The following is a 19835-nucleotide window of genomic DNA, read 5'->3' on the forward strand; positions in this document are numbered from 1 at the left end:
TCGTTTGTTCCTCCGGGCTAGCCGTTCTTATTTTTGCCTTTACCCTCGCTGCCTCTTGCCGGCTCGGGAGCAGGCGCAGGTACAGGGGCCGGCGGCGGGACCACCGATACCTGTTCCTGGGCTGCCTTCGCCGCCGCTTCTGCTTCGGCCCTTGCCTTCTCCGCTTCTGCTGCTGCGGCAGCGGCTGCTTCGTGCTCGCGTGCTTTCGCGGCAGCCTCGGCGGCCGCTTGGATGGCGGTGGTGAGGTCGGTCCTGACAGCGGTGATACTGGTCATGATGGCCCGGCGCCGTTCCTCCGAAACCTGGCCGCTGCCCGCCGCCGACGCTACGTCCGCTTCCAGGCTCTCCAAGGCTGTGAGCGCAGCCGGGTGATCATTCGCTGCCGCTGCCTGGCTTACGCCCAGCACCAGTTCCTGAAAGTGCCGGGCCGTGTCCGGCTGCAGGCCGGTATCGGCCGGGGCGCAGCCTGCCATGGACGCCGCCAGCATCAGGGCCGCGGCGAAGCCGGCTCCCCGTGTACCTGCTCTTCGTGGACCGGCTGCCCGTGTACCGGGCCGCCAAATGGCGGCATGAAACCGGGTCACGGTTCCACACTCTTTTGCAGTTCCAGGAGGTGGTCACCCAGCGTGCCAGTAACCGCAGGGTAAGGAACGACGCCGGACGTTGAGTCCGGGGTCTGGGCCGCCGTGAGTGCCGCGCCGCCGCCCGCCAGTGCAATAACCACCAGGCTGGCCGCCGCCCAGAGCCGGCCTTTGCGCGTGGGGCGTGTGGAGCGCGCAGCCCTGCGCGTCCTTAACGGGCCGCCGGGCTGATCTTCACCAGGCACTAACCCCGACCACCCGACGCCGGCGGAGAGCGGGCCCACCTGGCCAGTATCGTTGGTACCGGAATCGGCCGGTCGTGAATTTGGCGAGCGTGGCTCCGCAGTGATGGCGGGTGCCCTGAATGGCATGGCGGGCAGCACTCGAGTAGTTTCCGGTGCAAGCTGGCCAGGGGTGGATGTCGGGGAGATGAGGGCCTGCCGGAGCGCGGTCTCGATGTCAGCTGCTGTGGGGCGGTCCAGAGGCTCGATCGCGGTCATTGAACGGATCAGGTCGGTCCACTCGGCCGGCAGATCCTCGGGAATGCCTGGCGGGCGGTGCAGCCTGGCCACAGCGGATTCCACCGCGCTGCCCGGGAACTCCATTGTCTGCTTGACGCATTCGAGCAGGACCAGTCCCAGCGAGTACACGTCGGTGGCCGGGCTGAGCGGCGATCCCATGGCCTGTTCAGGGCTGAGGTAGGCTGCGGTGCCCACCATGGCTCCGGTGGCAGTCAGGCGTGTGCTGTCGGCAATTCTTGCGATGCCGAAGTCGGTGACCTTTGCCCTGAGTGGTTCCCCTGGCCGGGTCTGCACCAGGAGGATGTTTCCTGGCTTGATGTCCCGATGGATGATGCCGAGGCCGTGGACGTAGGCCAGGGCGTCAGCGATTCCGGCTCCAATAACGGCCAGCTCTTCCAGGGGAACAGGGCTGTGCCGGATGCGGCTGCGCAGGTCCTGTCCTTCGACGAGTTCCATGGTCAGGAACGGCCGTGGCTCATCCGGGATGCGCGTGTCGATGCCGGCATCGAACAGCGTTACAAGGCTGGGATGGTTCAGGGTGGCCAGCAGCCTGATTTCAGCTTCCTGGCGTTTGAGTTCGTCCGCATCCGGGGCCTGTGGCGCGAAGAGTTTCAGTGCAACGTCGCGGCCCAGGTTCTCGTCCCGCGCGCAGTACACGGACGACATCCCGCCACGGCCAATCACATCACCGAGGCGGTAACGGCCGCCGACGACTTCAGTCCTGATGGAGCTGGGCGATTCCGCCACCATATTCGTTCCTCCCGGCGCCCCACGGCACACTACACTCCAAATCATAAGGCAACTTACTTTATTCTGTGGAACCACGGAGTGCTGAGGTATGACGGACGTGACCCCCACTGTCCCGAGGCCATGGAGGTACTGTGGGGCACATGGAGATGCGCCTTGAGGTTGTGCAAGTGCCGGTCGCGGATGTTGACGCGTCCAAGTCCTTCTACACGGAAAAGCTGGGATTTGTCCTCGACCACGATGTTGAGCACATCCCTGGGATGAGGGTCGTTCAGCTGACACCTCCAGGATCCGCTACGTCGATCGTCATAGGTACCGGAATGACGAGTATGGTGCCTGGCAGCCTGGAGGGGCTACAGCTCGTTGTCCCCGACATCGGCTCAGTTCGCGCGGAGCTCCTGGGGCGGGGCGCAGACATCAGTGAAATCCACGACATGGGCGGAGTGCAATTTGCCTACTTCGGTGACCCGGACGGCAACCGCTGGGTCTTGCAGGGCATGACACCCCCTGGCATCAGGGACGCACACCTGAACGTGGGTACGCGCTAACGAAGCCGGCCGGGACGGGACAGGCGAAGTCTCGCGGCCCGTTCGACAAGAAGTGGAACGTAGTCCCGGACTTCGGGTTCGTTGGTCCCCAAAGTTTCGGCCCGACAGGCAGGACAGTCAACTGCCGCGCGTGCGCCTCTGCCGTACCCGGATTGCATCCGTTGGCCGGGGTCGCACGGTTAAATAGCTAGCCGTCCTAGGTGGAGTAGGCCCAGGATCGCTATGCTGATGCCATACACGAGCCGGGGGGCGCCATGTCGAGGGGAATCTGCCTTGTCATCGAGGATGACGAGGATATCGCCGGCCTGATCGGCGTCGTCCTCAAACGTGTTGGGTTTGAAGTCCGCGCCGTGCGAACAGCTTCTGCCGCCCTGCATCAGCTTCGGGGCCTTGACCCGGCACTCATTACCCTGGATCTGGGCCTGCCTGACCTGGACGGGCTTCAAATAGCCAAAAACGTCCGGGAACTGAGCGCCGCCCCACTCCTGATGATCACGGCACGGGCCTCAGCAGCCGACCAATTCAACGGCATGGCTGCGGGAGCTTCCGCGTACCTCATCAAACCTTTCCATCCTGGTGAACTTCGGGACGCGGTCAATGGCCTCTGCCCGGCCCCCAGCTCTATGCAGACACCGGAGTAGCCCAACTCTTCGTGAAGGCGTTTCGGGCCGCCGGATGAGGTGGGGAACATCGTCGGAGGCGTTTATTCGCGGTATTCGAGTGTTTGACCGAAGGGGACGTCGCGGCTGACTGCCACTGTGTATCTGGTGTAGCCGTGCTGGGTGACCAGTATTCCGTAAAGTCCTTGCTGCATGGCGTGCTCGCGCGCGATCTCTACGGCGGTATTGAGGTCATTTTCTATGGTGTGGGGATCGTAGCCGGTGATTTCCAGGACGAGGTCAGAGTGGCGCTGGATCATTGTGGTCTCTTTCTCAGGGGAGAGATGCCGGTGCCTCGGGCTTGTTTCGGGGCGGGAACGCCCCTTGGAGGCTGAAGGGCTGTGATTCGAAAGGGGTGCCCGGCATGCTCTGATGGGGCGGTGGTCGGCGAGGGCCGGCTGTGTGGATCGGCGGAAGAACTCCTGCGGATCTGTAGTCAGTCTGAATGATCAGTGGCCCTGGGCGCAACATAAAGCATGATGAATCTTTCGCGGACCGGGTGAACAAAAGGGAGCGGGCCTGCCGCATGCCATTCGGTTATGGGCGAACATTTGTGCGGAGGAAATTCATAGCGTCTCCAAAGATGTTTCTGGATCTGTTCTCAACCTGCGGCATCATGATCGGGTTATGAGGCTTTGGAAGAAGACCGTTGTTCCTGCGCTGGCGGCCGTGGCGGTCGTTCTGATGGCGGCGGCTGGTGCTGCAGGGGTGGACCAGATCGCAAACACCATGGTGACGAACACCGCCTCAGTCACCGCCTTCGCTGCCGGTGCTGACAGCCAGCCATCGCTGCGGCATGTGTTTATTCGAGGCCTGGCGGAAGGAGGCCTTCCTGGTGGGTCCCCGTTCGACGAGCCGCGTGAAGAAAGGTACGACGAGAACCATCAGGAAGCACGTCATGTTGAGCCGAGCACTCCGGCGTAACGCTGGTTCCTGACCTTGGATGATGGCCTTCAGAGGCTGCGCTCAAGCATCTCAAGCGCTCCGGACCTTCATCGCAGCACGGCGGCCACCGCACTGATCTCGACGAGGGCGCCGGGCACACCCAGCCCGGCCACTCGTGCTGCTGTAACCAGGGCAGGTTCATCGGACGCCAGTTCCGACGCGATCGCCCCATACCCCGCCGCGAGGTCGGCGCCGTCGACGAAGAGCACCGTCCAGTGCACAACGTCGGCGAGGGTCGCGCCGGCCGCGGCGAGGGCGGTTCTCGCGTTCTCGAGGGCGCGGGCGGACTGCGCCGCTACGTCGCCCCTGCCGACGAGCGAGCCGTCGACGTCGACCGCGTTCTGACCGCCGACGTAGATGGTGGTCGCGCCGGGCGGCACGATGGCGACGTGGCTGAAGGCCGGGCTCGAGACGAGCCCCTGGGGACGGATGCGCTGTATGGATGCCATGCCTGTATGTTCCCACTGACTTCAGATTGAGGGCACGCCCATCTTTTGGCGATGGCCTGGGATGGTGAACGCCACGAAGATCAAAGGCGCCACTTTCCCTCAGTCCTGCCCCCTTGAACTCCTGTTCGCCCCGGGGCTAGCATTGCCGGCACGGGCGCCGACGGCGCACCTCTGCAGCGTGGCGCCGGTCATGGACTGAGCGTCCCGGGCAAACAGCGACGTCGACCAGATTCAGGAGACGGCCATGGGCGAGCAAACTGCGGAAACGTCATCAGCGACATTGATGATTGACCTGATCATCTCCCTTGACGGGTATGCCTCAGCCGAGGGATGGCCCGGCTGGTGGGGTTTGGAGGGGCCGGAGTACCTGGCTTGGCTGGAGCAGGAAGGGGAGAAGAATTACACCTTCCTTCTCGGAGCCAACACGTACCGGCTCATGTCCAGCATGTCTGAGGAAGCCGCGGCTGAGGGCTCGGGATTCTCCGAGAATGAGGGTGCCAGCCTCACCGGCCTTGCCGCCGTCCCCAAAGTCGTCTTCTCCTCGACGCTGCAGGCGCCCCTGACGTGGCCGAACTCGGAGCTCGTCACCGGGGACGCGGTGGAGGCCGTGAGGGAGATGAAAAGGACCAGGACTGGATCCCTGAGCACCCTCGGCAGCCTCAGCCTCTGTCGTTCGCTGCTGACGGCTGGCCTGGTGGACAGATTCCGGCTCGTCATCTTCCCGGTCATCACAGGCCGCACCGGGCAGGAGCGGATCTACGACGGCTATCCGGACGTATCGCTCGAGATGGTGGATAGCAGGATCTTCGATGGCAGGCTCCAGTTGCTCGAATACATCCCTACGGTGCTCAGCGGCCCACCTGGCAGCAGTCCGGCCTGAGTCAAACCGTGGGCAGCGGCTCAGTTTGTTGTCCAGCCCGCCCGCCGCAATGGCTCACCCGCGGTTTGCAACGGTGACAGTCCGGGGAGCCTGAAAGGACAGGAGCCTGATCCAGTCGGGCTGGTCCACCCGCAACTGCACTTCCGGCAGTGCAGTGGCGGCCTCCTGAACAATGACAGCAGCTTCCAGTTCCGCCAGCTTGGCCCCGAGGCAGCGGTGGATGCCGGAGCCGAAGACCAGGCCAGGGCCTGTAGTTCTACCGCGCTGGGCCTCCTTCGAAGACATGGACAGACGCTCGGCTCCGCCCGGAGCGGTGATGTGATTTCCACTGAGTTCGAGGAGAATTTCCGCACCGGCAGGGATCAGGCCGCCACCAAGCTGTGTATCGTGGGCTGCCACGCGGCGCCAGGTCGGCACGGACGACTCGGTGGCCAGGACATGCTGGACCATGGTCCTGGAACCCGCTTCGGTGGCAGCGTCTTTCCAGCCCACGGGCCCAGACCCCTCCAGGAGGCGGAACAGCGTGGTGCTGATCAGCTGCGTGGTTGTTTCCTGTCCGGCGATCAGCAGGAAGTAGCCCAGCGAGCAGATTTCAGGTGTGGACAGCCCGTGTTCGGCCAGGGATTTGAACAGGTTGCGCCCGGGGGCCTTCTTGGATTCCGCTGCGAGCTGCCGGAGCCAGACGTAGAAATCGGCGGCGCTGCGGGCCAGTTCCAGTTGCCGGTCCTCATCGGGCCAGCCCCAGAACAGCTCCATGGAATCCAGGCCCCAGCGCTTGAGGTCAACAAGATCCCGAACGGGAAGCCCGAGAAGTTCGAGCATCACGACGGCAGGCGGAAACGCCGCAAGTGCCTGCACGAGGTCCACGTGGCCGGAAGATTCGAGCCCGTCCGCGGCGTTCCGTGCAGCTTCGCGGGCCAGTTCACGGATCCGCGGCTCGAAGGCCCCAACGGTAGCTGGAGTAAAGAATCCCGCCACGACCTTGCGGATTCCGGCGTGCGTGTCGGTATCGTTGCTGGCCAAAACGGGAGGCAGCGCAAAGCGCACCCCCTGCAGCACGCGCAGGGCAGGCCCTGCGAGGGGCGTGACCGCGACGAGTGCGTTCCCTGGGCTGAAGTCGCCAGGCCGGTGCAACACGTCACGGACCGCGTCCGGGTCACGCACCACGAGGTACGGGCAGCGGGCCCCGGCAACGCCGTCGACCACCCCTGGGACGCCCTGCGGTCCCGGGCTGTCTACCAGACCCTCCACGGGTTTCTGGCCCATCAACGCGGGGTTCATGCGGGCAGTCCGTTAAGCCAGGCAGCTGCCCCGGTACGGAAATCCGCAGGAGACAGGTCAGAGGCGTGCTCCGGGAGGGCGCCCAGCAAGGGCACACGCAGCGATCCGAACACCTGCCGGTTGCTGAAGTTCACAACGTCCGGGGTGTGTGGCCAGCTTCCGAGTACCACGCCCAGGACCAGAAGATCCCGCGCGGCCAGCGCCTCGAGTGTCAGGGCAGTGTGGTTCAGCGTGCCGAGGGACGGCCGGGCGACCAGTACGAATGCCGCGGCCAGGATTGACCCGAGCTCCGCCAGGGTGCCGCCGTCGGAATCCAGCTCCACCAGCAGGCCGCCCGCGCCCTCAACCAGGACGTGGTCGTGCGACGTTGCCAGCTCGCGGACCCGCTCGGCGTGCGCAGCCACTCGTGGGAGCGGCGTCCCGTCGACGGCGGCTGCGGCCACGGGTGCCAGCGGTGGCTGCAGTACCACTCCCGTCTCAGCAGTCACGGCGCCGGCGAGCCGGACGACCTCGGCGGCGTCGGAATCGCCCTCGGCGGCGCCTGATTGGCACGGTTTGTACACCGCGACGCTGCGCCCTGCTCCGCGGAGGACGGTGGCGAGGGCCGCCGTCGTGATGGTTTTGCCAACGCCGGTGTCGGTTCCGGTGACCAGGATGATGCCAGGCAGGTTCATTGATGCTCCTCCAAAATGCTGCGCAGCACTGCGCAGCCGTCTTCGATTTCCTCGAGGGTAAGGGTGGCGCGGGCAGTGAGCCGCAGCCGTGAAATCCCATCCGGGACGGATGGTGGACGGAAGCAGCCGATCCGGACGCCGGCGGTGCGCGCGGCAGCGGCAGCCGCCAAGGCCGATTCGGCGGACGGCATGGCGACAGATTGGACCGCCCCTGCTGTTTGTTCGACGACGGGATGGCCGATGACGGGACGGCCGACGACGGGCACGACGTCAGCCGTGCCGCGGGCCTCGAGGGCCGGGGCGAGGGCGTCGGCCAGCGCCGCTGCGTTGCGGTGAACAGCTCCGGCCCGCCAGGGCTCGTCCCGAATGATCCGTACCGCGGCGAGGGCTGCCGCCGCAGAGGTGGGCGCCAGGCCAGTGTCGAAGATGAAGCTCCGGGCCCTGTTGACGAGGTGCTCGCGCAGCAGTCCGGATCCCAGGACAGCCCCGCCCTGGCTCCCCAAGGCTTTGGACAGCGTCGCCGTCACCACCACGTTCGGATGTCCGGCCAGGAAAGTTCCGGCCACAGAGCCGTGGCCCCGGAAGTTACCGGTCCCGGTGACGCCGAGGCTGTGCGCCTCGTCGATAAGCAGCGTGGCGTCGTACTGTTCTGCCAAGGCCAGCAGGGCTGGAAGCGGGGCTTCGTCGCCCAGGACACTGTAAACGGATTCGACGGCGATGAGAGCGCGCGGTTCATTCCGGTCGGCCAGCAAGCGCCCGGCTTCCTCCACGCTGTTGTGGGCGAACGTTTCGGTGCGGGAACGGCTAAGCCGGAAGCCGTCGATCATCGAGGCGTGACAGTGTTCATCAGCGACGATCAGGGTCCCGGGGCCGCCGAGCGCAGTGATGACCCCGATGTTGGCCAGATAGCCGGAGGAGAACACCAGCGCCGTCTCCATTCCCGCCAGCCCGGACAGTTCCTGCTCCAGGTCCAAGTGCAGCCTGGTGGTGCCGGCGACGAGGCGTGAGGACGTGGCCCCAGCGCCCCACAGAGATGCGGCCGCGGCCGCAGCAGCAGCCACCCGAGGGTCGGCCGAGAGGCCCAGATAGTCGTTACTGGCCAGGTCGGTGAACCGTTCGTCCGCGCCACGGGCTAGTGGGCGGCGGACAAGGCCCCGGCGGTCCCGGACTGCGGCCTGCCGCTCAAGCCACTGGGTCATCGATCCGGTCATCCCCGATCACCCAATCCTGTAGGGACGTACTTCCGTGCCGGGATACGCTCATGGACTTCGGCGATGGCGGCCCTCATCCCCGCGGTAATCTGCCCAATATCGGCCGCGGTGCTGATATACGGTGGCATCGTGTAGACGAGGTTGCGGAACGGCCGGAGCCAGACCCCGTGCCGGACGGCGGCGGCAGTGACCGCCGAGACGTCGACGGCGTCGTGCAGTTCGATGACGCCGACGGCGCCGATGGTGCGGACATCACGGACGGACTCAAGGTCAATGGCAGGGGCGAGCCCCGCTTCCAAACCTGCGCCGATCCGTGCGACGTCGGCCCGCCAGCAGCCGCCGTCGATGATGCCGAGGCTGGCGTTGGCCACTGCGCACGCCAGCGGGTTGCCCATGAACGTGGGGCCGTGAAGCAGCGCCCCGACCTTGCCGCCGGATACCGTCGACGCAATTTCCCCTGTGCAGAGCATGGCGGCCAGGGTCAGGTACCCGCCGGTGAGGGCTTTGCCCACGCACATGATGTCCGGCACAACGCCACCATGATCAGCCGCGAACAGTTCGCCGGTACGGCCAAAACCGGTGGCGATCTCGTCGAAGATGAGCAGCAGCCCATGCCGGTCCGCCACTCGTCGTAGCACCGTCAGGCATTCGGCCGGGTACGCGTGCATCCCGCCGGCACCCTGGAGGATAGGTTCGACGATAATCGCGGCCAACTCCCCGGCATGCGCGGCCGCAATGTCCCCGAGTTCGGACGCCCAAACCCGCACGGTCTCCGGTGTCGCGGAAGAAGCCGCCGGCGGTCGGGGTGCAAAGACGTTGGCGGCCAGCAGGCCCGGGAAGTCGGAGTGCATGCCGTCAACGGGATCGCAGACACCCATCGCCGCGAAGGTATCGCCGTGGTACCCGCCACGGATGCTGAGGAAACGCTGCCTCTGGGGGTGCCCGGAGGCGGTCTGGAACTGTACGGCCACCTTCAGCGCAACCTCGACGGCCACCGAACCCGAGTCGGCCAGGAACACCCGCTCCAGCCCCGGCCGTCCAGGTGCGGACGGCGCCATCTCCACAAGCCGCTCGGCCAGTTCAACCGCCGGGGCGTGTGTGAGGCCGCCGAACATCACATGGCTGAAGCTGTCCAACTGCCGCTTTGCCGCCGCGTCCAACACTGGATTGCGGTAACCATGGATGACCGACCACCACGAAGACATCGCATCCACCACCTCGTGGCGCGTGCCGTCCTCGCCCCGAATCCGCAGCCGCACGCCGTCGGCCGCCTCCACTTCCCACAGCGGAAGGCCCGGCGAGGCGGGCGCATACGGATGCCACAACCGCCCACGGTCCCGCTGGATCAGGCCCGGCTGCGCCTCATCGATCATGGTGCGAGCACCCCATGGCGGGAGCACTCGGCGGACCAGCCCAGCGGAGTGACCTGGACCTTCATGCGGCGCCGGCAGGCGGCGCAGTACCGCGGCGGCTCCATGGCGAGCCGTTCGCGGCAACGGTGGTGAACGTCCGACGCCGGGCCGGTGCCGCCGTCGGACGGCTCGCCGCAGAGACCGCAGAACGCAGCCGTGGTTGGGCCCACTGCGTCGGCGGTGGTGGAAGCGTGGGGGAGCGAAACCCGGTTCATAGCGTCTTCTGGAGTTCCTTGATGGGCATGTTCAGCTCGACCAGGAGGTTCAGGTCCGCGGTAGCCGGCCGGCCCAGGGTAGTGAGGTAGTTGCCCACGATGACGGCGTTGATGCCGCCCATGAGGCCTTCGCGGGTTCCGAGGTCGCCGAGGGTCAGTTCCCGGCCACCGGCGTAGCGGAGCACGGTGCGGGGCATGGCGAGGCGGAACGCGGCGATGGCGCGGAGGGCGTCCTTGCCGTCCATGATGCCTTGGTTTTCCAAGGGAGTGCCGGGCCGGGGGTTGAGGAAGTTCAGTGGCACTTCGTGGGGTTCCAGTGCCGCCAGTTGGGCTGCGAGTTCTGCCCGCTGTTCCACTGTTTCGCCCATGCCGATCAGCGCTCCGCAGCAGAGCTCCATGCCGGCGTCCTTGACCATGTTGCAGGTGTCCAGGCGTTCCTCATAGCTGTGGGTGGTGACGACCTCTGGGAAGTAGCTGCGGGCGGTCTCGAGGTTGTGGTTGTAGCGGTGCACGCCCCAGCTGGCGAGCTGGTCCACCTGCCGCTGGGTGAGCATGCCGAGGGAGCAGGCGATGTTGATATCCACTGCTTCGTTGATTCGGTCGATGGCGAACTTGATCTGGTTCATGAGCTTGATGTCGGGTCCGCGGACAGCCGCGACGATGCAGAATTCGGTGGCTCCCGTGGCGGCGGTTTCCTTGGCGGCCTTCACGAGTTCGGGGATGTCGAGCCAGACGCCGCGGACGGGGGAGTCGAAGAGGCCGGACTGGCTGCAGAAGTGGCAGTCCTCGGGGCAGCCGCCGGTCTTGATGGAGATGATGCCCTCGACTTCGACGTCTTCGCCGCAGTGTTTGAGCCGCACTTCGTGCGCAAGTTGCAGGGCGGCGGGCAAGTCGCTGTCCGGCAGCCGGAGGATTTCCAGGAGCTGGTTTTCGGAGAGGCCGATACCCTGGTCAAGGACCTGCGTGCGGGCGGTTTCGAGGATGGTGCCGGGCTTGGCCTGGAGGTCTGGCTGCATCGTCATTGATCGTCCTAGGGTGCTTAGGTGCGGATATTTCTTGTGATCTGACGGTAGTTCCCGGTTGCAGGCGAGATTTTGTTGGGTTTCGACAAGGTGGTGAAGCCGACGTTGGACGGACCGGGTACTGCTTTACTCAGGAGGGCGCGACTCGCGCCTGCGGAGTGTCCTCGTAGACTCGCCATTGCGTTGGGGGGTGGCAACGGCCGTCCACAGCGCAGGTCCCTCAAGGGCAGGGAACCCTGGGCAGACGGAGCGGCCGACCATGGTGCCCTGATCCCGCGGGCACAGCTTCCGGGATGTTTCTGTTGTCAGGATAGGAATCGAATGGCGGCGTCATCCATGCCGGAACGGTACCTCAACCTTCTGCAGTTCGCGGGCGATGGCCTTAGCCGCATGCTTTGCCTCGTTCGCGATGTAGCCGAGGGCTCCGGGCCGCGGCACGAAACCAACAAAGCGCAGTCCTTCGGCAGCAGGCTTCTCGCCCCGAATCCTTGGTATTCCGCGTTCGTCGAGGACTCCGAGGTGCCCGACCAGCGGCTCCAGGTTGCGGCGGTAGCCGGTGGCGCAGATGACGGCGTCAGGCTCCACCGGAGTACCGCGCTCAAGCTGGACGGCCGCGCCGTTAAAGGACTGCACTGCACCGACGACTTCGAAGCGCCGTGCCTTGATTGCCTCGATAACGTCCCTGTCCACAATGGTCGGTTCCCCTCCGGCCCGGGCAATCCGTGCGAATACCCCTTCTACGGGGAAGGGCAACCCGTACTGGCTGAGGTCGCCAAAATCGGAGCGCTGGCCGTAACGGGTCACGGCGTCTGCAAACCTGGTCGGAAGCTTCAGCAACGCGACGCCAATGATGTCGTTGGGGACTGGCCCCGGGCTCGTCCTCAGCAGGATATTGGGCGGATTCCGAACGGCGAGCCACACCTTGGCCGCACCTCCCATTGCGAGGTCGTAGGCAATTTCCATGCCGGAACAGCCGGGGCCGACCACCAGAACCGCTTTGTCCTGGAAGGCGGCCGGGTTCCGGTAGTCAGACGAGTGGAGGATGGTACCCGCAAAGTCCTCTTGGCCTGGCCAGCCCGGAATGACGGCCTTGTTTTCGTAGCCTGTGGCGACAACAACTTGCTCAGCCTCGATGGTCCCGCCGGTCGAGGTCCTGATCAGCCATCCTAGGGAATCCCGTTCGATGCGGTCGGCCCCGGTCGCCAGCTGCAGTGTGATGCCCGGATTCTGTGAATGGCGCTCAAGGTACTCGACCATTTGGTCGCGTGTCGGGAACATCGGCGTGCCCTTCGCGAACCGCCTGCCCGGAAGATGGGAGAACGGACGGCTTGTGTTGAGGCGCAACCTGTCATACCGGCTCCGCCAGGATGAACCGGCGGTAGCGGCCCGGTCCAGGATCAATGGATGAACGCCCCGGTCCACGAGCGACAGGGCAACGGACAACCCTGCGGCGCCGGCGCCCACAATGACGGCACGGTTCCCGCTCATGACGCTCCAACCCCGGCCCTGCGGCCCGTCAGCAATTTTCGGCGGCACATCCGGCGCGGGCTCCGCCCCGGCAGTGTCTGGAGATCAAGCTAGGGCCAGTTTATCGCCGGCTTAACACGGGCGACAGGGACCCGGACGCTATGAGGGGGGCACTCGCGGGAGCAGAATGGATTCATGGTCGACGCCGCGGTGTCTGAACGCCTTGGAGAAGGCGAAAGCCTCCTTGCGTCTGCCGACTGGGCAGCGGCCGCAGCCGTATTCGACTCCGTGCTGGCGGTCCATGACCAGCCAGAGGCCCACGACGGCCTGGCAACCGCGTTGTGGTGGCTTCGGAACGTGGACCAGGCTGTGGCCGCGCGCACGGCGGCTTACGCCGGCTTTCGTCGTTTCGGCCAGGACGCGAGGGCATTCCGCTCAGCACTGTGGTTGGCGCGGGAATATGCAGAGTCGCTGGGCAACGAGCCGGTCAGCCGCGGCTGGCTTGCGCGTGCCGAGGGCATCGCGGCCGGCCTCCCGGACGGCGTCGACCGTGGGTGGCTGGCTGTGACTCGCGGGCTGTTGCGCACTGACCCGGCAACGGCGCGCGACGACGCCCGGACCGCGCTGGAAGTTGCGCGGAGCTGCAAAGATCCGGATCTTGAAGCAACGGCTCTGGCGCTCCTGGGCCTCGGGACCATTGCCGCTGGCGACGTGCCGGAGGGGATGACGCTGGTTGATGAGGCAATGGTGGTGGTTACGGCGGGCGAACTTCGCGACAAGATAGTTTTCGGCGATATCTGCTGCATGGTTACACGGGCCAGCGAAGAGGCCTGCGACACCTCCCGCCTGGGCCAGTGGAACAAGATCCTCCTGCGCTTTATGCAAAGTACGGGGCACCCCGCGCTCCTGGAATTTTGTGGCACGTGCTGCGCGGAGATCTTCCTCGCCTCCGGCGATATCGCCAGTGCCGAGGACTGGCTCAGCAAGACGCTCCGCGAGCTGGAACAGGGCGGTCACCGTGCCCGATGCGTGCACCCGGCAGCAAAGCTTGCGGAGCTGCGGCTGCTGCAGGGCCGCGTGGAGGAAGCAAGCCGCTTGCTCGCGGGCTTTGAAGACCGCACCGACGCGTTGCGGGCGACGGCGGCGGTTCGTCTCGCGGCTGGTGACACAGCCGTGGCTGCGGCGCTGCTGCACCGCCGGATCCATCAGGTCGGCGAGGGCTTGCTTACCGTTCCACTGCTCGCGCTGCTTGCCGAGGTCGAACTTGCTCAACACGTCCCGAGCCAGGCCGTGGCGACCGCAGAACGCCTGGACAGGATTGCTTCCGCGACACGCTGGCCCCGCGCCATCGCGTCGTCCCTCCTGACAGGTGGTCGCGTCGCGGCCGCCGTCGGTAACACCGACTTGGCGCACGAACGGCTCGACTCAGCGATCGCGATCTTCGGCGAGTTGACCATGCCGCTTGAGGCTGCGCGGGCACGGCTCGCATTAGCCGAAGCCTTGCGCGAGTCGGACCGTGAAGTGGCTGTGCACGAGGCCGGGGTGGCACTGGCAGTGTTCGACGGCGCCGGCGCTAACGGTTTGGCCGACAAGGCGGCTGCGCTCCTTCGATCCCTGGGCGGCCCTGCCCGCACGGGACCGAAGGCACTGGGCCTGCTGTCGCGGCGGGAACGTGAAGTACTCGCCCTGCTCGCAGAGGCCATGACCAACGCCGAAATCGCGGAGCGCCTTTTTATCAGCGCCAAAACAGCCGAGCACCACGTGAGCAGCATCCTGGCCAAGCTGCAGCTTCGCAGCCGTGGCGAAGCGGCCGCCTTCGCGCTGCGGCACTCCCTCGCGGAATAGGACCGCAAATGGGGGATGCCCCCCATCCTTTTCATCCGGCCGCAACGCATTCTTGGGGTGTCCGCAGAATATTGCCCTAGGAGGTGCGGAAATGAAGCAGCAAAGAACAGCAGCCAACGTCCTTAATCGCGAGGTTGCCGTGACCGTCCGTGAACACAGCGCCGCCCCAGCACATACGGTTTTCGATGTCCTCGCTGATTTGGCAGGCCATCCCGGGTGGGGAGGCGCCGAGGCTTCAACGCTCTTGTCCATGGATGCCCCACCGGGGCAGGCCACGGCCGGGACGGAGTTCACGTCCACGGCCGAGGACTCCATATGCCGGATGCGGGACTCCTCAGTGGTCACAGAAGCCATTCGACCATCAACGTTCGAGCGGGTCACGGAGTCGGCATTGGAGTCCAAGAAAAACGGGACGCCAGCGGACTGGCTCCTAGTGCACCGGTATGAAATACGTCCGGACGGAAACCAGAGCGACGTGACTTACACCTGCCGCCTGGTCCGGGCGACCGCCCTGCCCGGCATGCTGGCGATGTTTGGAACTCCCGTCTTGCGGTCACTCGCCGCGCGTGAGTGGGCGCGGGCAAGCAGGGCAGGGCTGCAGCGGCTGATCGCGGCGGCGGAATCCACAGCACGGGCGTGACCCGCGCAGAAGCCAAGAAAAGGAACAAGACGATGGCAAAGCTATCAAAAGACGACGAGACCGCACGGGTGGAGCGCATGACCGGCTATGAGGGCCGCTATCGGGAAGCCGACGGATACACGATCGCATTCGAAAAATTCGAGGAGGGAGGCGATTTCACGCCGTTCTACCAAGGCTTGCCGGATGACCTGTGCCAGAGCCACCACTGGGGATATGTCGTCAAGGGCAGGCTCATCATGCACACGCCCGCGGGGGACGAGATCGTCGAAGCGGGTGAGGCCTACTACACGGCTCCTGGCCATACCGACGAGCTTGCTCCAGGTACGGAATTGGTGGAGTTCAGCCCGACCGACGAGCTCGCCCGTACGCTGGCAGTGGTAGCGCAGAACCTGCAATCCGAGGCGAGCTGACTATCCGAATGGACACCCGTGGCGGCTGAGCTACTCGGCGGGCGGACGCTTCCTTTGCTGTTTGGTCGCCGCACGCTGTTGCTTTGCGGCAAGGCGACGGCGGTTCGAGCCCCGCGTGGGTTTGGTCGCCCGGCGGCGGGCCGCTTCGGGAGCAATACCCTCTGCCACCAGGCCGGCGAGCTTGGCCAGGGCGATCTCGCGGTTGCGGAGCTGGGAGCGCTGCTCGGAGGCGGTTAAAGTGATCACCCCGGCGATGAGACGCGGTTCGAGACGCGTCAGCAGCCTCACTCGTTGGACGTCCGACAGCGCCGACGAGGTGCAGACGTTCCAGAAAAGCTCCACGCGGCTGTCTGAGGTGTTGACGTGTTGTCCGCCAGGTCCGGACGACCTCGAAAACCGCCAGCCGAGTTCCGAGGCGGGTATCGTGAGCGCGGGCGACACTTCCAGATCCATGTACCAAGCGTTGCACAACATGGGCACGGTGAAGACTCCTTTCGGGCGGCAACACCGGGGTCCCGGCTGGGTCGCAAGGTCCCAGGAGTACAACTCCAGGAGTAGGGTTTGCCCTAGTCGACGAAGGGGTCACCATGAGCTACAAATACCGAACCGTCCGGGTTCGCGGTACCGACCTGGTTGGAACAATTGCCCGGAAGCATGGAAATGCGCCTGATATCTACGAAACGTCCAAGGACCCCAGCACATCAGTAGTCCCGGTCTTCTTCGAGGCGACGGGCGAGATCCGTTTCTTTGACAGGTCGATGCTGGAGGACGTCGTTGCGCCCGCCGGTTAGTTGCGGAAACCGCTGCGATTAGTTCGTGGCCGCGACTGTGAAGCCGATTATCCTCCTCGACGTTGATGGCGTGCTCAACCCTGTGGCCCGCCCTGGCACGGAAGGGGATCCGACGGAGTTGGAGCTGTCGGATGGCACCGTTTCCCTCGTCAGAAGGCTTGCCCGGTGCGGCCGGATCGCGTGGGTTTCAAGGTGGCCGGCAGACTCAACGGCCAGCTTGGAGTCGCAGCTGCAGCTGGACGAGGAACCCTTGCGGGTGACGGTGTCCATGCGTGCCGAGGACATCGAAGAGCCGACGCCGAAGCTCCGGTCGGTGCGCCGGTGGTTGGCCACAATGGAACTCCTGGGCAAAGCCGACTGGGACGCCGTGGTGTGGATCGATGACGTGCTGGGGTCCGACGCCCGGGAATGGGCCCACAACCATCACCAGCCGGTCCTGCTGGAGAAGCCGGCTCCGGCGCAGGGGCTGTCGGAAGTGCACGTCGTCGCTGTCGAGGTGTTAACGAATGACAGTCCGGACGATTGATGCTCCCGGTCCAGAGGTCCTCTTCCCGCAGCGCGCGTCCGGTGGGACGATGCCTTTATGAGTGATAAATACCCAGAACAGCCGCATGATCTTGGCCCGCACCAGCACGCGCATGCGGCTCCAACCACGCAGCAGATACGGACTGTCGGACAGCGCCGGCGGGACGCGGAGGAGAAGCTGGAGCATCACCTCGATGAGGCACGCCATAAGGCCGAACACCACGAGGAGACGGCCAAGCCGGGTACGGAAACGGGGAGTTCCGGTGCTCCGGAGGTCAACGGTGGGGATGTAGCCGCCATACAGAACGATGAGCGGCTGACCGCCGCCGACCGCGTGGACCTGATTGCCAATCAGGTCGTCCCCGAACCGGAGGACAAGCAGGCATACCAGGCAGGCGAACAGGAGCAAGGACCGTAGCAGAGATGAAGGACATGACCTTCAGGACGGGAGAAGCCCGGGCCGCCGCTGCGCCTGAACCGGCGGTGGGTGGCGATCTCGCCGGCCAGCTCAGCGATCTCGCCCGGGAGCTTCAGCAGGAGGAGGACACTGAAGCGCTGCTGGTGGACATTGTTCACGCTGCCCTGGACCTGATCCCGCACGTTGCCGATGCCTCCGTCAGTCTCGTCATGGGCAGGAGGACCGTCCAGTCCCGGGCAGCCTCAGGAGATCTCCCCAGGAAGGTGGATGCATTGCAGAGCGCCACGGGTCAGGGACCCTGTATTGATGCCGCCTACGAGGAACGGATTGTCCGGGTCCCGAATATGGGCCGTGAGCAACGTTGGCCGGATTTCGCGCGCGCAGCCTACGACGCCGGTGCCCGGAGCATGCTGGCATTCCAGCTTTTCGTCGAGGGGGACAACCTGGGCGCCCTCAACCTGTACGGCGACGACGTTGACGTTTTCGATCAGGAATCAGAACAGGTCGGCCTGCTGGTAGCCGCCCACGCGGCGGTCGCTTTTTCCGACGCACAGGAAATCAGCCAGCTCAACCATGCCCTGGACACACGCGACCTCATCGGACAGGCCAAGGGAATCCTGATGGAAAGGTTCAAAATCAGCTCCCAACAGGCGTTCCAAATCCTGACGAGGGCCAGTTCCGAATCCAATATCAAACTCAGGGACGTCGCCGACCACCTCGCCCGCAGCGGAGAAATCCTCACTCGCCACCGCGGCTAGGGGTCTTCCCCTGTACGTTCCGTTCCTTGGAGTTTAGGCAATATTGCCCGGATCTTGAGCCGATCCGGCGTGTCCGCAAGTACTCCTGAAGCTACTGTTTCCGTAGTGGTTCAGGCAGATGGACCCCCACTCTGAGTGGTTGGAGCACCGAATGGCTGACAGCAAGCACAACGATGGAGAACGTCACGAAGCCCAGGAGCAGGCCGGAGACGAAGCTTCTGAATCGGCAGACAGCGGTGAGAAAGTTCATGAGGACCGTCCTGACCAAGCACAAAGGCCGCGCCGCATTCCAGGCCTGCACGGCTACGACCCGGATCAATGGCCGGACGCAAGCGTTTAGCGTCGTCACGGCCCCGCCGGCGGACCTTTCATTGGAAGGCGTACCACGCATTGAGCCTCAACCGTAGCGCTAACTTAGAGTCATGGCTGATTCTGAAGCGGTTACAACGCAGCATTCGACGGTTGAAGACTGGACGCGGGCTTTAGCGGAGTCCCACGGTTCGCCGGGCGGTGGGGCCGGCACGGGAGTGATGCTGGCCATCGCCGCGTCACTGACGTCCATGGTTGCCGGATACACGGAACCAGGGGCGGCCCTGCACGGGGAGCTCAACGCTCTCCACGCGCGGGCGCATTCCCTGCGGGAGGCCGCTCTTCGGCTGGCCGACGACGATGCGTCGGCGTCTGCTGCTTTCGGGGCTGCCTTCAGGCTTGAACCGGGGCCGCAACGTGAGGAGGCGATACACCGTGCCTCCATCGAAGCCGCGAAGGCATCGGCGGTGCTCGGCGAACGCGCTATCGACGCCATCGATGACCTGGGGTGGCTGGCATCCAACGGAAACCCAGCGCTCATTTCCGATGTCGTCGTCGCGTTCGGTGCCCTGCGCGCCGCGGTGACAGGGGCACGCACCAACGTCAGTTTTGACCTGGCACAACTGACCGCCGCCGGTGCCACGCTCGAACAGATCCGGGAACAGCATCCCGTTTTGTGGGCCACCGTTGAGCGCTTTAATGCCGCCCTGGACCGCATCGACGACTTGACGGGCAAAATAGACCACCGGGCCGCCCCCACTGACGCCTCGTCGCTGGGGTGAGCCGGGAAGGTTCAGCAATAACGCCTCAGTAACGGCACTTCCGTAAGTTCAAGGTGGACCGAACCGACCAGTGGGAGGTAAGCCATGGCGCCGCGACTCATCGAAGTCCGCCAGCCCAAATCAAACGATGTCGTTGGCCGGGACTTTACGATCGCCGGCTTCGGCACGGGATTTGAAGCCACTGTTCTGTGGCGGGTGCTCGACGCTGCCGGGCACATCGTCGCCACCGGCAACATCCAGGGCGTGGGGAGCATGGGGGTGATCCGTGACTTTGGGCATCAGGTTTCACTTGGCGGATTCACGGCCCGGGCCGCCCACATGATGCTTCAGGTTTTCGGCGAGGACGCCTCCGGTATGAATCCGCCCGGGACGGATCTAAACGTCGTGCCGGTTACGGTGTTCACAGGGCTGGAGGGCTTCAGGCTCTACGAAGTAGTTAGCGGTGACAACCTGACAAAGATCGCCCGGGATCAGGGACAAAACACCACGGCCGACGACATTTTCCAAGCCAACAGGGATCGAATCAGCAACCCGAACCTGATTTTTCCCGGCCAAGTCTTCCGCATCCCACTCCTTGCCTGACGGTTGCCCCGTGGCGTGACGCCATAGGGGAGGCAGTCCAGCCGCCAGTAATTTTGGCTCAGGACATGAAGGAGAAGCCCGAACAGCTTGGGGCCATTGCGCCTGCGCTTCGTAAGTTCAGGTAAATTTTGTCCATTGAAATGCCAAACTTCCCCGGGTGGAG

Annotated in this window: 27 protein-coding genes; 14 read left to right on the plus strand and 13 right to left on the minus strand. The window is 65.0% G+C overall.

The annotated features are described in order from the left end of the window. Positions 1-17: 17 nt before the first annotated feature. A complete protein-coding gene (locus V9L18_RS11000; protein ID WP_337347204.1) occupies positions 18-584 on the minus strand; it encodes a hypothetical protein in 567 nt (188 codons plus the stop codon). After that, the gene (locus V9L18_RS11005) at positions 581-1852 is read right to left on the minus strand and encodes a serine/threonine-protein kinase (RefSeq protein ID WP_337347205.1); all 1272 of its coding nucleotides are present in this window, start codon (positions 1850-1852) and stop codon (positions 581-583) included. The genes V9L18_RS11000 and V9L18_RS11005 overlap by 4 nt, the downstream gene beginning before the upstream one ends. Positions 1853-1992: 140 nt before the next feature. Between V9L18_RS11005 and V9L18_RS11010 the strand changes: the two genes are divergently transcribed. Beyond that, a complete protein-coding gene (locus V9L18_RS11010; protein WP_337347206.1) occupies positions 1993-2397 on the plus strand; it encodes a VOC family protein in 405 nt (134 codons plus the stop codon). On the opposite strand, the gene V9L18_RS22060 is transcribed toward V9L18_RS11010, so the two are convergent. Further along, positions 2394-2555, minus strand: a complete 162-nt coding sequence (locus V9L18_RS22060) for a three-helix bundle dimerization domain-containing protein (protein WP_443197945.1) — start codon at positions 2553-2555, stop codon at positions 2394-2396. The genes V9L18_RS11010 and V9L18_RS22060 overlap by 4 nt on opposite strands. Positions 2556-2651: 96 nt before the next feature. Here V9L18_RS22060 and V9L18_RS11015 point away from each other — a divergent pair, with 96 nt between their 5' ends. Beyond that, on the plus strand, positions 2652-3038 hold the full coding sequence (locus tag V9L18_RS11015; RefSeq protein WP_337347207.1) for a response regulator transcription factor: 387 nt from the start codon (positions 2652-2654) through the stop codon (positions 3036-3038). 62 nt (positions 3039-3100) lie between these two features. Here the strand turns inward: V9L18_RS11015 and V9L18_RS11020 are convergent, their stop codons facing one another. Next, positions 3101-3316: a hypothetical protein gene (locus V9L18_RS11020; RefSeq protein WP_337347208.1), complete on the minus strand. Its 216-nt coding sequence runs from the start codon at positions 3314-3316 to the stop codon at positions 3101-3103. A 367-nt stretch (positions 3317-3683) separates the two neighbouring features. Between V9L18_RS11020 and V9L18_RS11025 the strand changes: the two genes are divergently transcribed. Then, the gene (locus V9L18_RS11025) at positions 3684-3980 is read left to right on the plus strand and encodes a hypothetical protein (protein ID WP_337347209.1); all 297 of its coding nucleotides are present in this window, start codon (positions 3684-3686) and stop codon (positions 3978-3980) included. A 68-nt stretch (positions 3981-4048) separates the two neighbouring features. On the opposite strand, the gene V9L18_RS11030 is transcribed toward V9L18_RS11025, so the two are convergent. Further along, positions 4049-4450 carry a RidA family protein gene (locus V9L18_RS11030; protein ID WP_337347210.1) on the minus strand — a complete coding sequence of 134 codons (402 nt, stop codon included), beginning with the start codon at positions 4448-4450 and terminating at the stop codon, positions 4049-4051. 244 nt (positions 4451-4694) lie between these two features. Here V9L18_RS11030 and V9L18_RS11035 point away from each other — a divergent pair, with 244 nt between their 5' ends. Then, on the plus strand, positions 4695-5330 hold the full coding sequence (locus V9L18_RS11035) for a dihydrofolate reductase family protein (protein WP_337347211.1): 636 nt from the start codon (positions 4695-4697) through the stop codon (positions 5328-5330). 54 nt (positions 5331-5384) lie between these two features. Here the strand turns inward: V9L18_RS11035 and V9L18_RS11040 are convergent, their stop codons facing one another. From V9L18_RS11040 to V9L18_RS11070, 7 genes are all read right to left on the minus strand, one after another. Next, positions 5385-6611 carry a cytochrome P450 gene (locus V9L18_RS11040; RefSeq protein WP_337347212.1) on the minus strand — a complete coding sequence of 409 codons (1227 nt, stop codon included), beginning with the start codon at positions 6609-6611 and terminating at the stop codon, positions 5385-5387. Next, the gene (gene bioD / locus V9L18_RS11045) at positions 6608-7285 is read right to left on the minus strand and encodes a dethiobiotin synthase (protein ID WP_337347213.1); all 678 of its coding nucleotides are present in this window, start codon (positions 7283-7285) and stop codon (positions 6608-6610) included. Before bioD ends, V9L18_RS11040 begins: the two co-directional genes overlap by 4 nt. Further along, positions 7282-8484, minus strand: coding sequence for an 8-amino-7-oxononanoate synthase (locus V9L18_RS11050; RefSeq protein WP_337347214.1), 1203 nt, complete (start codon positions 8482-8484; stop codon positions 7282-7284). Before V9L18_RS11050 ends, bioD begins: the two co-directional genes overlap by 4 nt. A gap of 8 nt (positions 8485-8492) precedes the next feature. After that, positions 8493-9869, minus strand: a complete 1377-nt coding sequence (locus V9L18_RS11055) for an adenosylmethionine--8-amino-7-oxononanoate transaminase (protein ID WP_337347215.1) — start codon at positions 9867-9869, stop codon at positions 8493-8495. Beyond that, positions 9866-10123, minus strand: coding sequence for a biotin synthase auxiliary protein BsaP (gene bsaP, locus V9L18_RS11060; RefSeq protein WP_337347216.1), 258 nt, complete (start codon positions 10121-10123; stop codon positions 9866-9868). Before bsaP ends, V9L18_RS11055 begins: the two co-directional genes overlap by 4 nt. Beyond that, positions 10120-11145 carry a biotin synthase BioB gene (gene bioB / locus V9L18_RS11065; protein WP_337347217.1) on the minus strand — a complete coding sequence of 342 codons (1026 nt, stop codon included), beginning with the start codon at positions 11143-11145 and terminating at the stop codon, positions 10120-10122. The genes bsaP and bioB overlap by 4 nt, the downstream gene beginning before the upstream one ends. A gap of 330 nt (positions 11146-11475) precedes the next feature. Beyond that, positions 11476-12633 carry a flavin-containing monooxygenase gene (locus tag V9L18_RS11070; protein WP_337347218.1) on the minus strand — a complete coding sequence of 386 codons (1158 nt, stop codon included), beginning with the start codon at positions 12631-12633 and terminating at the stop codon, positions 11476-11478. Between the two features lie 174 nt (positions 12634-12807). Between V9L18_RS11070 and V9L18_RS11075 the strand changes: the two genes are divergently transcribed. The 3 genes from V9L18_RS11075 (at position 12808) to V9L18_RS11085 (ending at position 15507) form a co-directional block, all read left to right on the plus strand. Beyond that, a complete protein-coding gene (locus V9L18_RS11075) occupies positions 12808-14457 on the plus strand; it encodes a helix-turn-helix transcriptional regulator (protein WP_337347219.1) in 1650 nt (549 codons plus the stop codon). A 91-nt stretch (positions 14458-14548) separates the two neighbouring features. Next, entirely contained in the window at positions 14549-15097 is a 549-nt protein-coding gene (locus V9L18_RS11080) for an SRPBCC family protein (protein WP_337347220.1), read from the plus strand. Further along, complete coding sequence (locus V9L18_RS11085) at positions 15094-15507, plus strand: hypothetical protein (RefSeq protein WP_337347221.1); 414 nt, start codon at positions 15094-15096, stop codon at positions 15505-15507. Before V9L18_RS11080 ends, V9L18_RS11085 begins: the two co-directional genes overlap by 4 nt. 30 nt (positions 15508-15537) lie before the next feature. Here the strand turns inward: V9L18_RS11085 and arfB are convergent, their stop codons facing one another. Continuing rightward, positions 15538-15960 (minus strand): alternative ribosome rescue aminoacyl-tRNA hydrolase ArfB, encoded by a 423-nt coding sequence (gene arfB / locus V9L18_RS11090; protein ID WP_337347222.1) that lies wholly within the window; start codon positions 15958-15960, stop codon positions 15538-15540. A 134-nt stretch (positions 15961-16094) separates the two neighbouring features. On the opposite strand from arfB, the gene V9L18_RS11095 reads away from it, so the two are divergent. The 7 genes from V9L18_RS11095 to V9L18_RS11125 all read left to right on the plus strand — a co-directional run bounded on the left by V9L18_RS11095 (position 16095) and on the right by V9L18_RS11125 (position 19672). Beyond that, positions 16095-16298 (plus strand): hypothetical protein, encoded by a 204-nt coding sequence (locus tag V9L18_RS11095; RefSeq protein WP_337347223.1) that lies wholly within the window; start codon positions 16095-16097, stop codon positions 16296-16298. A gap of 25 nt (positions 16299-16323) precedes the next feature. Continuing rightward, positions 16324-16824 (plus strand): HAD domain-containing protein, encoded by a 501-nt coding sequence (locus V9L18_RS11100; RefSeq protein ID WP_337347224.1) that lies wholly within the window; start codon positions 16324-16326, stop codon positions 16822-16824. Positions 16825-16881: 57 nt separating this feature from the next. Further along, complete coding sequence (locus V9L18_RS11105) at positions 16882-17241, plus strand: hypothetical protein (protein ID WP_337347225.1); 360 nt, start codon at positions 16882-16884, stop codon at positions 17239-17241. A gap of 5 nt (positions 17242-17246) precedes the next feature. Then, entirely contained in the window at positions 17247-17999 is a 753-nt protein-coding gene (locus V9L18_RS11110; protein WP_337347226.1) for a GAF and ANTAR domain-containing protein, read from the plus strand. Between the two features lie 151 nt (positions 18000-18150). Then, positions 18151-18339, plus strand: a complete 189-nt coding sequence (locus tag V9L18_RS11115; protein ID WP_337347227.1) for a hypothetical protein — start codon at positions 18151-18153, stop codon at positions 18337-18339. 82 nt (positions 18340-18421) lie between these two features. After that, positions 18422-19090, plus strand: coding sequence for a cyclodeaminase/cyclohydrolase family protein (locus V9L18_RS11120; RefSeq protein ID WP_337347228.1), 669 nt, complete (start codon positions 18422-18424; stop codon positions 19088-19090). Positions 19091-19174: 84 nt separating this feature from the next. Continuing rightward, positions 19175-19672, plus strand: coding sequence for a LysM peptidoglycan-binding domain-containing protein (locus V9L18_RS11125; RefSeq protein ID WP_337347229.1), 498 nt, complete (start codon positions 19175-19177; stop codon positions 19670-19672). Positions 19673-19835: the final 163 nt, after the last annotated feature.

It is taken from the genome of Pseudarthrobacter sp. CCNWLW217 (assembly GCF_037203985.1).
Lineage (GTDB): Bacteria > Actinomycetota > Actinomycetes > Actinomycetales > Micrococcaceae > Arthrobacter.

Coding starts and splice junctions, on each gene's coding strand:
- V9L18_RS11005 (WP_337347205.1), bottom strand. CDS start 1,852: ATGGTGGCGGAATCGCCCAGCTCCATCAGGACTGAAGTCGTCGGCGGC.
- V9L18_RS11010 (WP_337347206.1), top strand. CDS start 1,993: ATGGAGATGCGCCTTGAGGTTGTGCAAGTGCCGGTCGCGGATGTTGAC.
- V9L18_RS22060 (WP_443197945.1), bottom strand. CDS start 2,555: ATGCAATCCGGGTACGGCAGAGGCGCACGCGCGGCAGTTGACTGTCCT.
- V9L18_RS11015 (WP_337347207.1), top strand. CDS start 2,652: ATGTCGAGGGGAATCTGCCTTGTCATCGAGGATGACGAGGATATCGCC.
- V9L18_RS11020 (WP_337347208.1), bottom strand. CDS start 3,316: ATGATCCAGCGCCACTCTGACCTCGTCCTGGAAATCACCGGCTACGAT.
- V9L18_RS11025 (WP_337347209.1), top strand. CDS start 3,684: ATGAGGCTTTGGAAGAAGACCGTTGTTCCTGCGCTGGCGGCCGTGGCG.
- V9L18_RS11030 (WP_337347210.1), bottom strand. CDS start 4,450: ATGGCATCCATACAGCGCATCCGTCCCCAGGGGCTCGTCTCGAGCCCG.
- V9L18_RS11035 (WP_337347211.1), top strand. CDS start 4,695: ATGGGCGAGCAAACTGCGGAAACGTCATCAGCGACATTGATGATTGAC.
- V9L18_RS11040 (WP_337347212.1), bottom strand. CDS start 6,611: ATGAACCCCGCGTTGATGGGCCAGAAACCCGTGGAGGGTCTGGTAGAC.
- bioD (WP_337347213.1), bottom strand. CDS start 7,285: ATGAACCTGCCTGGCATCATCCTGGTCACCGGAACCGACACCGGCGTT.
- V9L18_RS11050 (WP_337347214.1), bottom strand. CDS start 8,484: ATGACCCAGTGGCTTGAGCGGCAGGCCGCAGTCCGGGACCGCCGGGGC.
- V9L18_RS11055 (WP_337347215.1), bottom strand. CDS start 9,869: ATGATCGATGAGGCGCAGCCGGGCCTGATCCAGCGGGACCGTGGGCGG.
- bsaP (WP_337347216.1), bottom strand. CDS start 10,123: ATGAACCGGGTTTCGCTCCCCCACGCTTCCACCACCGCCGACGCAGTG.
- bioB (WP_337347217.1), bottom strand. CDS start 11,145: ATGACGATGCAGCCAGACCTCCAGGCCAAGCCCGGCACCATCCTCGAA.
- V9L18_RS11070 (WP_337347218.1), bottom strand. CDS start 12,633: ATGAGCGGGAACCGTGCCGTCATTGTGGGCGCCGGCGCCGCAGGGTTG.
- V9L18_RS11075 (WP_337347219.1), top strand. CDS start 12,808: ATGGTCGACGCCGCGGTGTCTGAACGCCTTGGAGAAGGCGAAAGCCTC.
- V9L18_RS11080 (WP_337347220.1), top strand. CDS start 14,549: ATGAAGCAGCAAAGAACAGCAGCCAACGTCCTTAATCGCGAGGTTGCC.
- arfB (WP_337347222.1), bottom strand. CDS start 15,960: ATGGATCTGGAAGTGTCGCCCGCGCTCACGATACCCGCCTCGGAACTC.
- V9L18_RS11095 (WP_337347223.1), top strand. CDS start 16,095: ATGAGCTACAAATACCGAACCGTCCGGGTTCGCGGTACCGACCTGGTT.
- V9L18_RS11105 (WP_337347225.1), top strand. CDS start 16,882: ATGAGTGATAAATACCCAGAACAGCCGCATGATCTTGGCCCGCACCAG.
- V9L18_RS11110 (WP_337347226.1), top strand. CDS start 17,247: ATGAAGGACATGACCTTCAGGACGGGAGAAGCCCGGGCCGCCGCTGCG.
- V9L18_RS11115 (WP_337347227.1), top strand. CDS start 18,151: ATGGCTGACAGCAAGCACAACGATGGAGAACGTCACGAAGCCCAGGAG.
- V9L18_RS11120 (WP_337347228.1), top strand. CDS start 18,422: ATGGCTGATTCTGAAGCGGTTACAACGCAGCATTCGACGGTTGAAGAC.
- V9L18_RS11125 (WP_337347229.1), top strand. CDS start 19,175: ATGGCGCCGCGACTCATCGAAGTCCGCCAGCCCAAATCAAACGATGTC.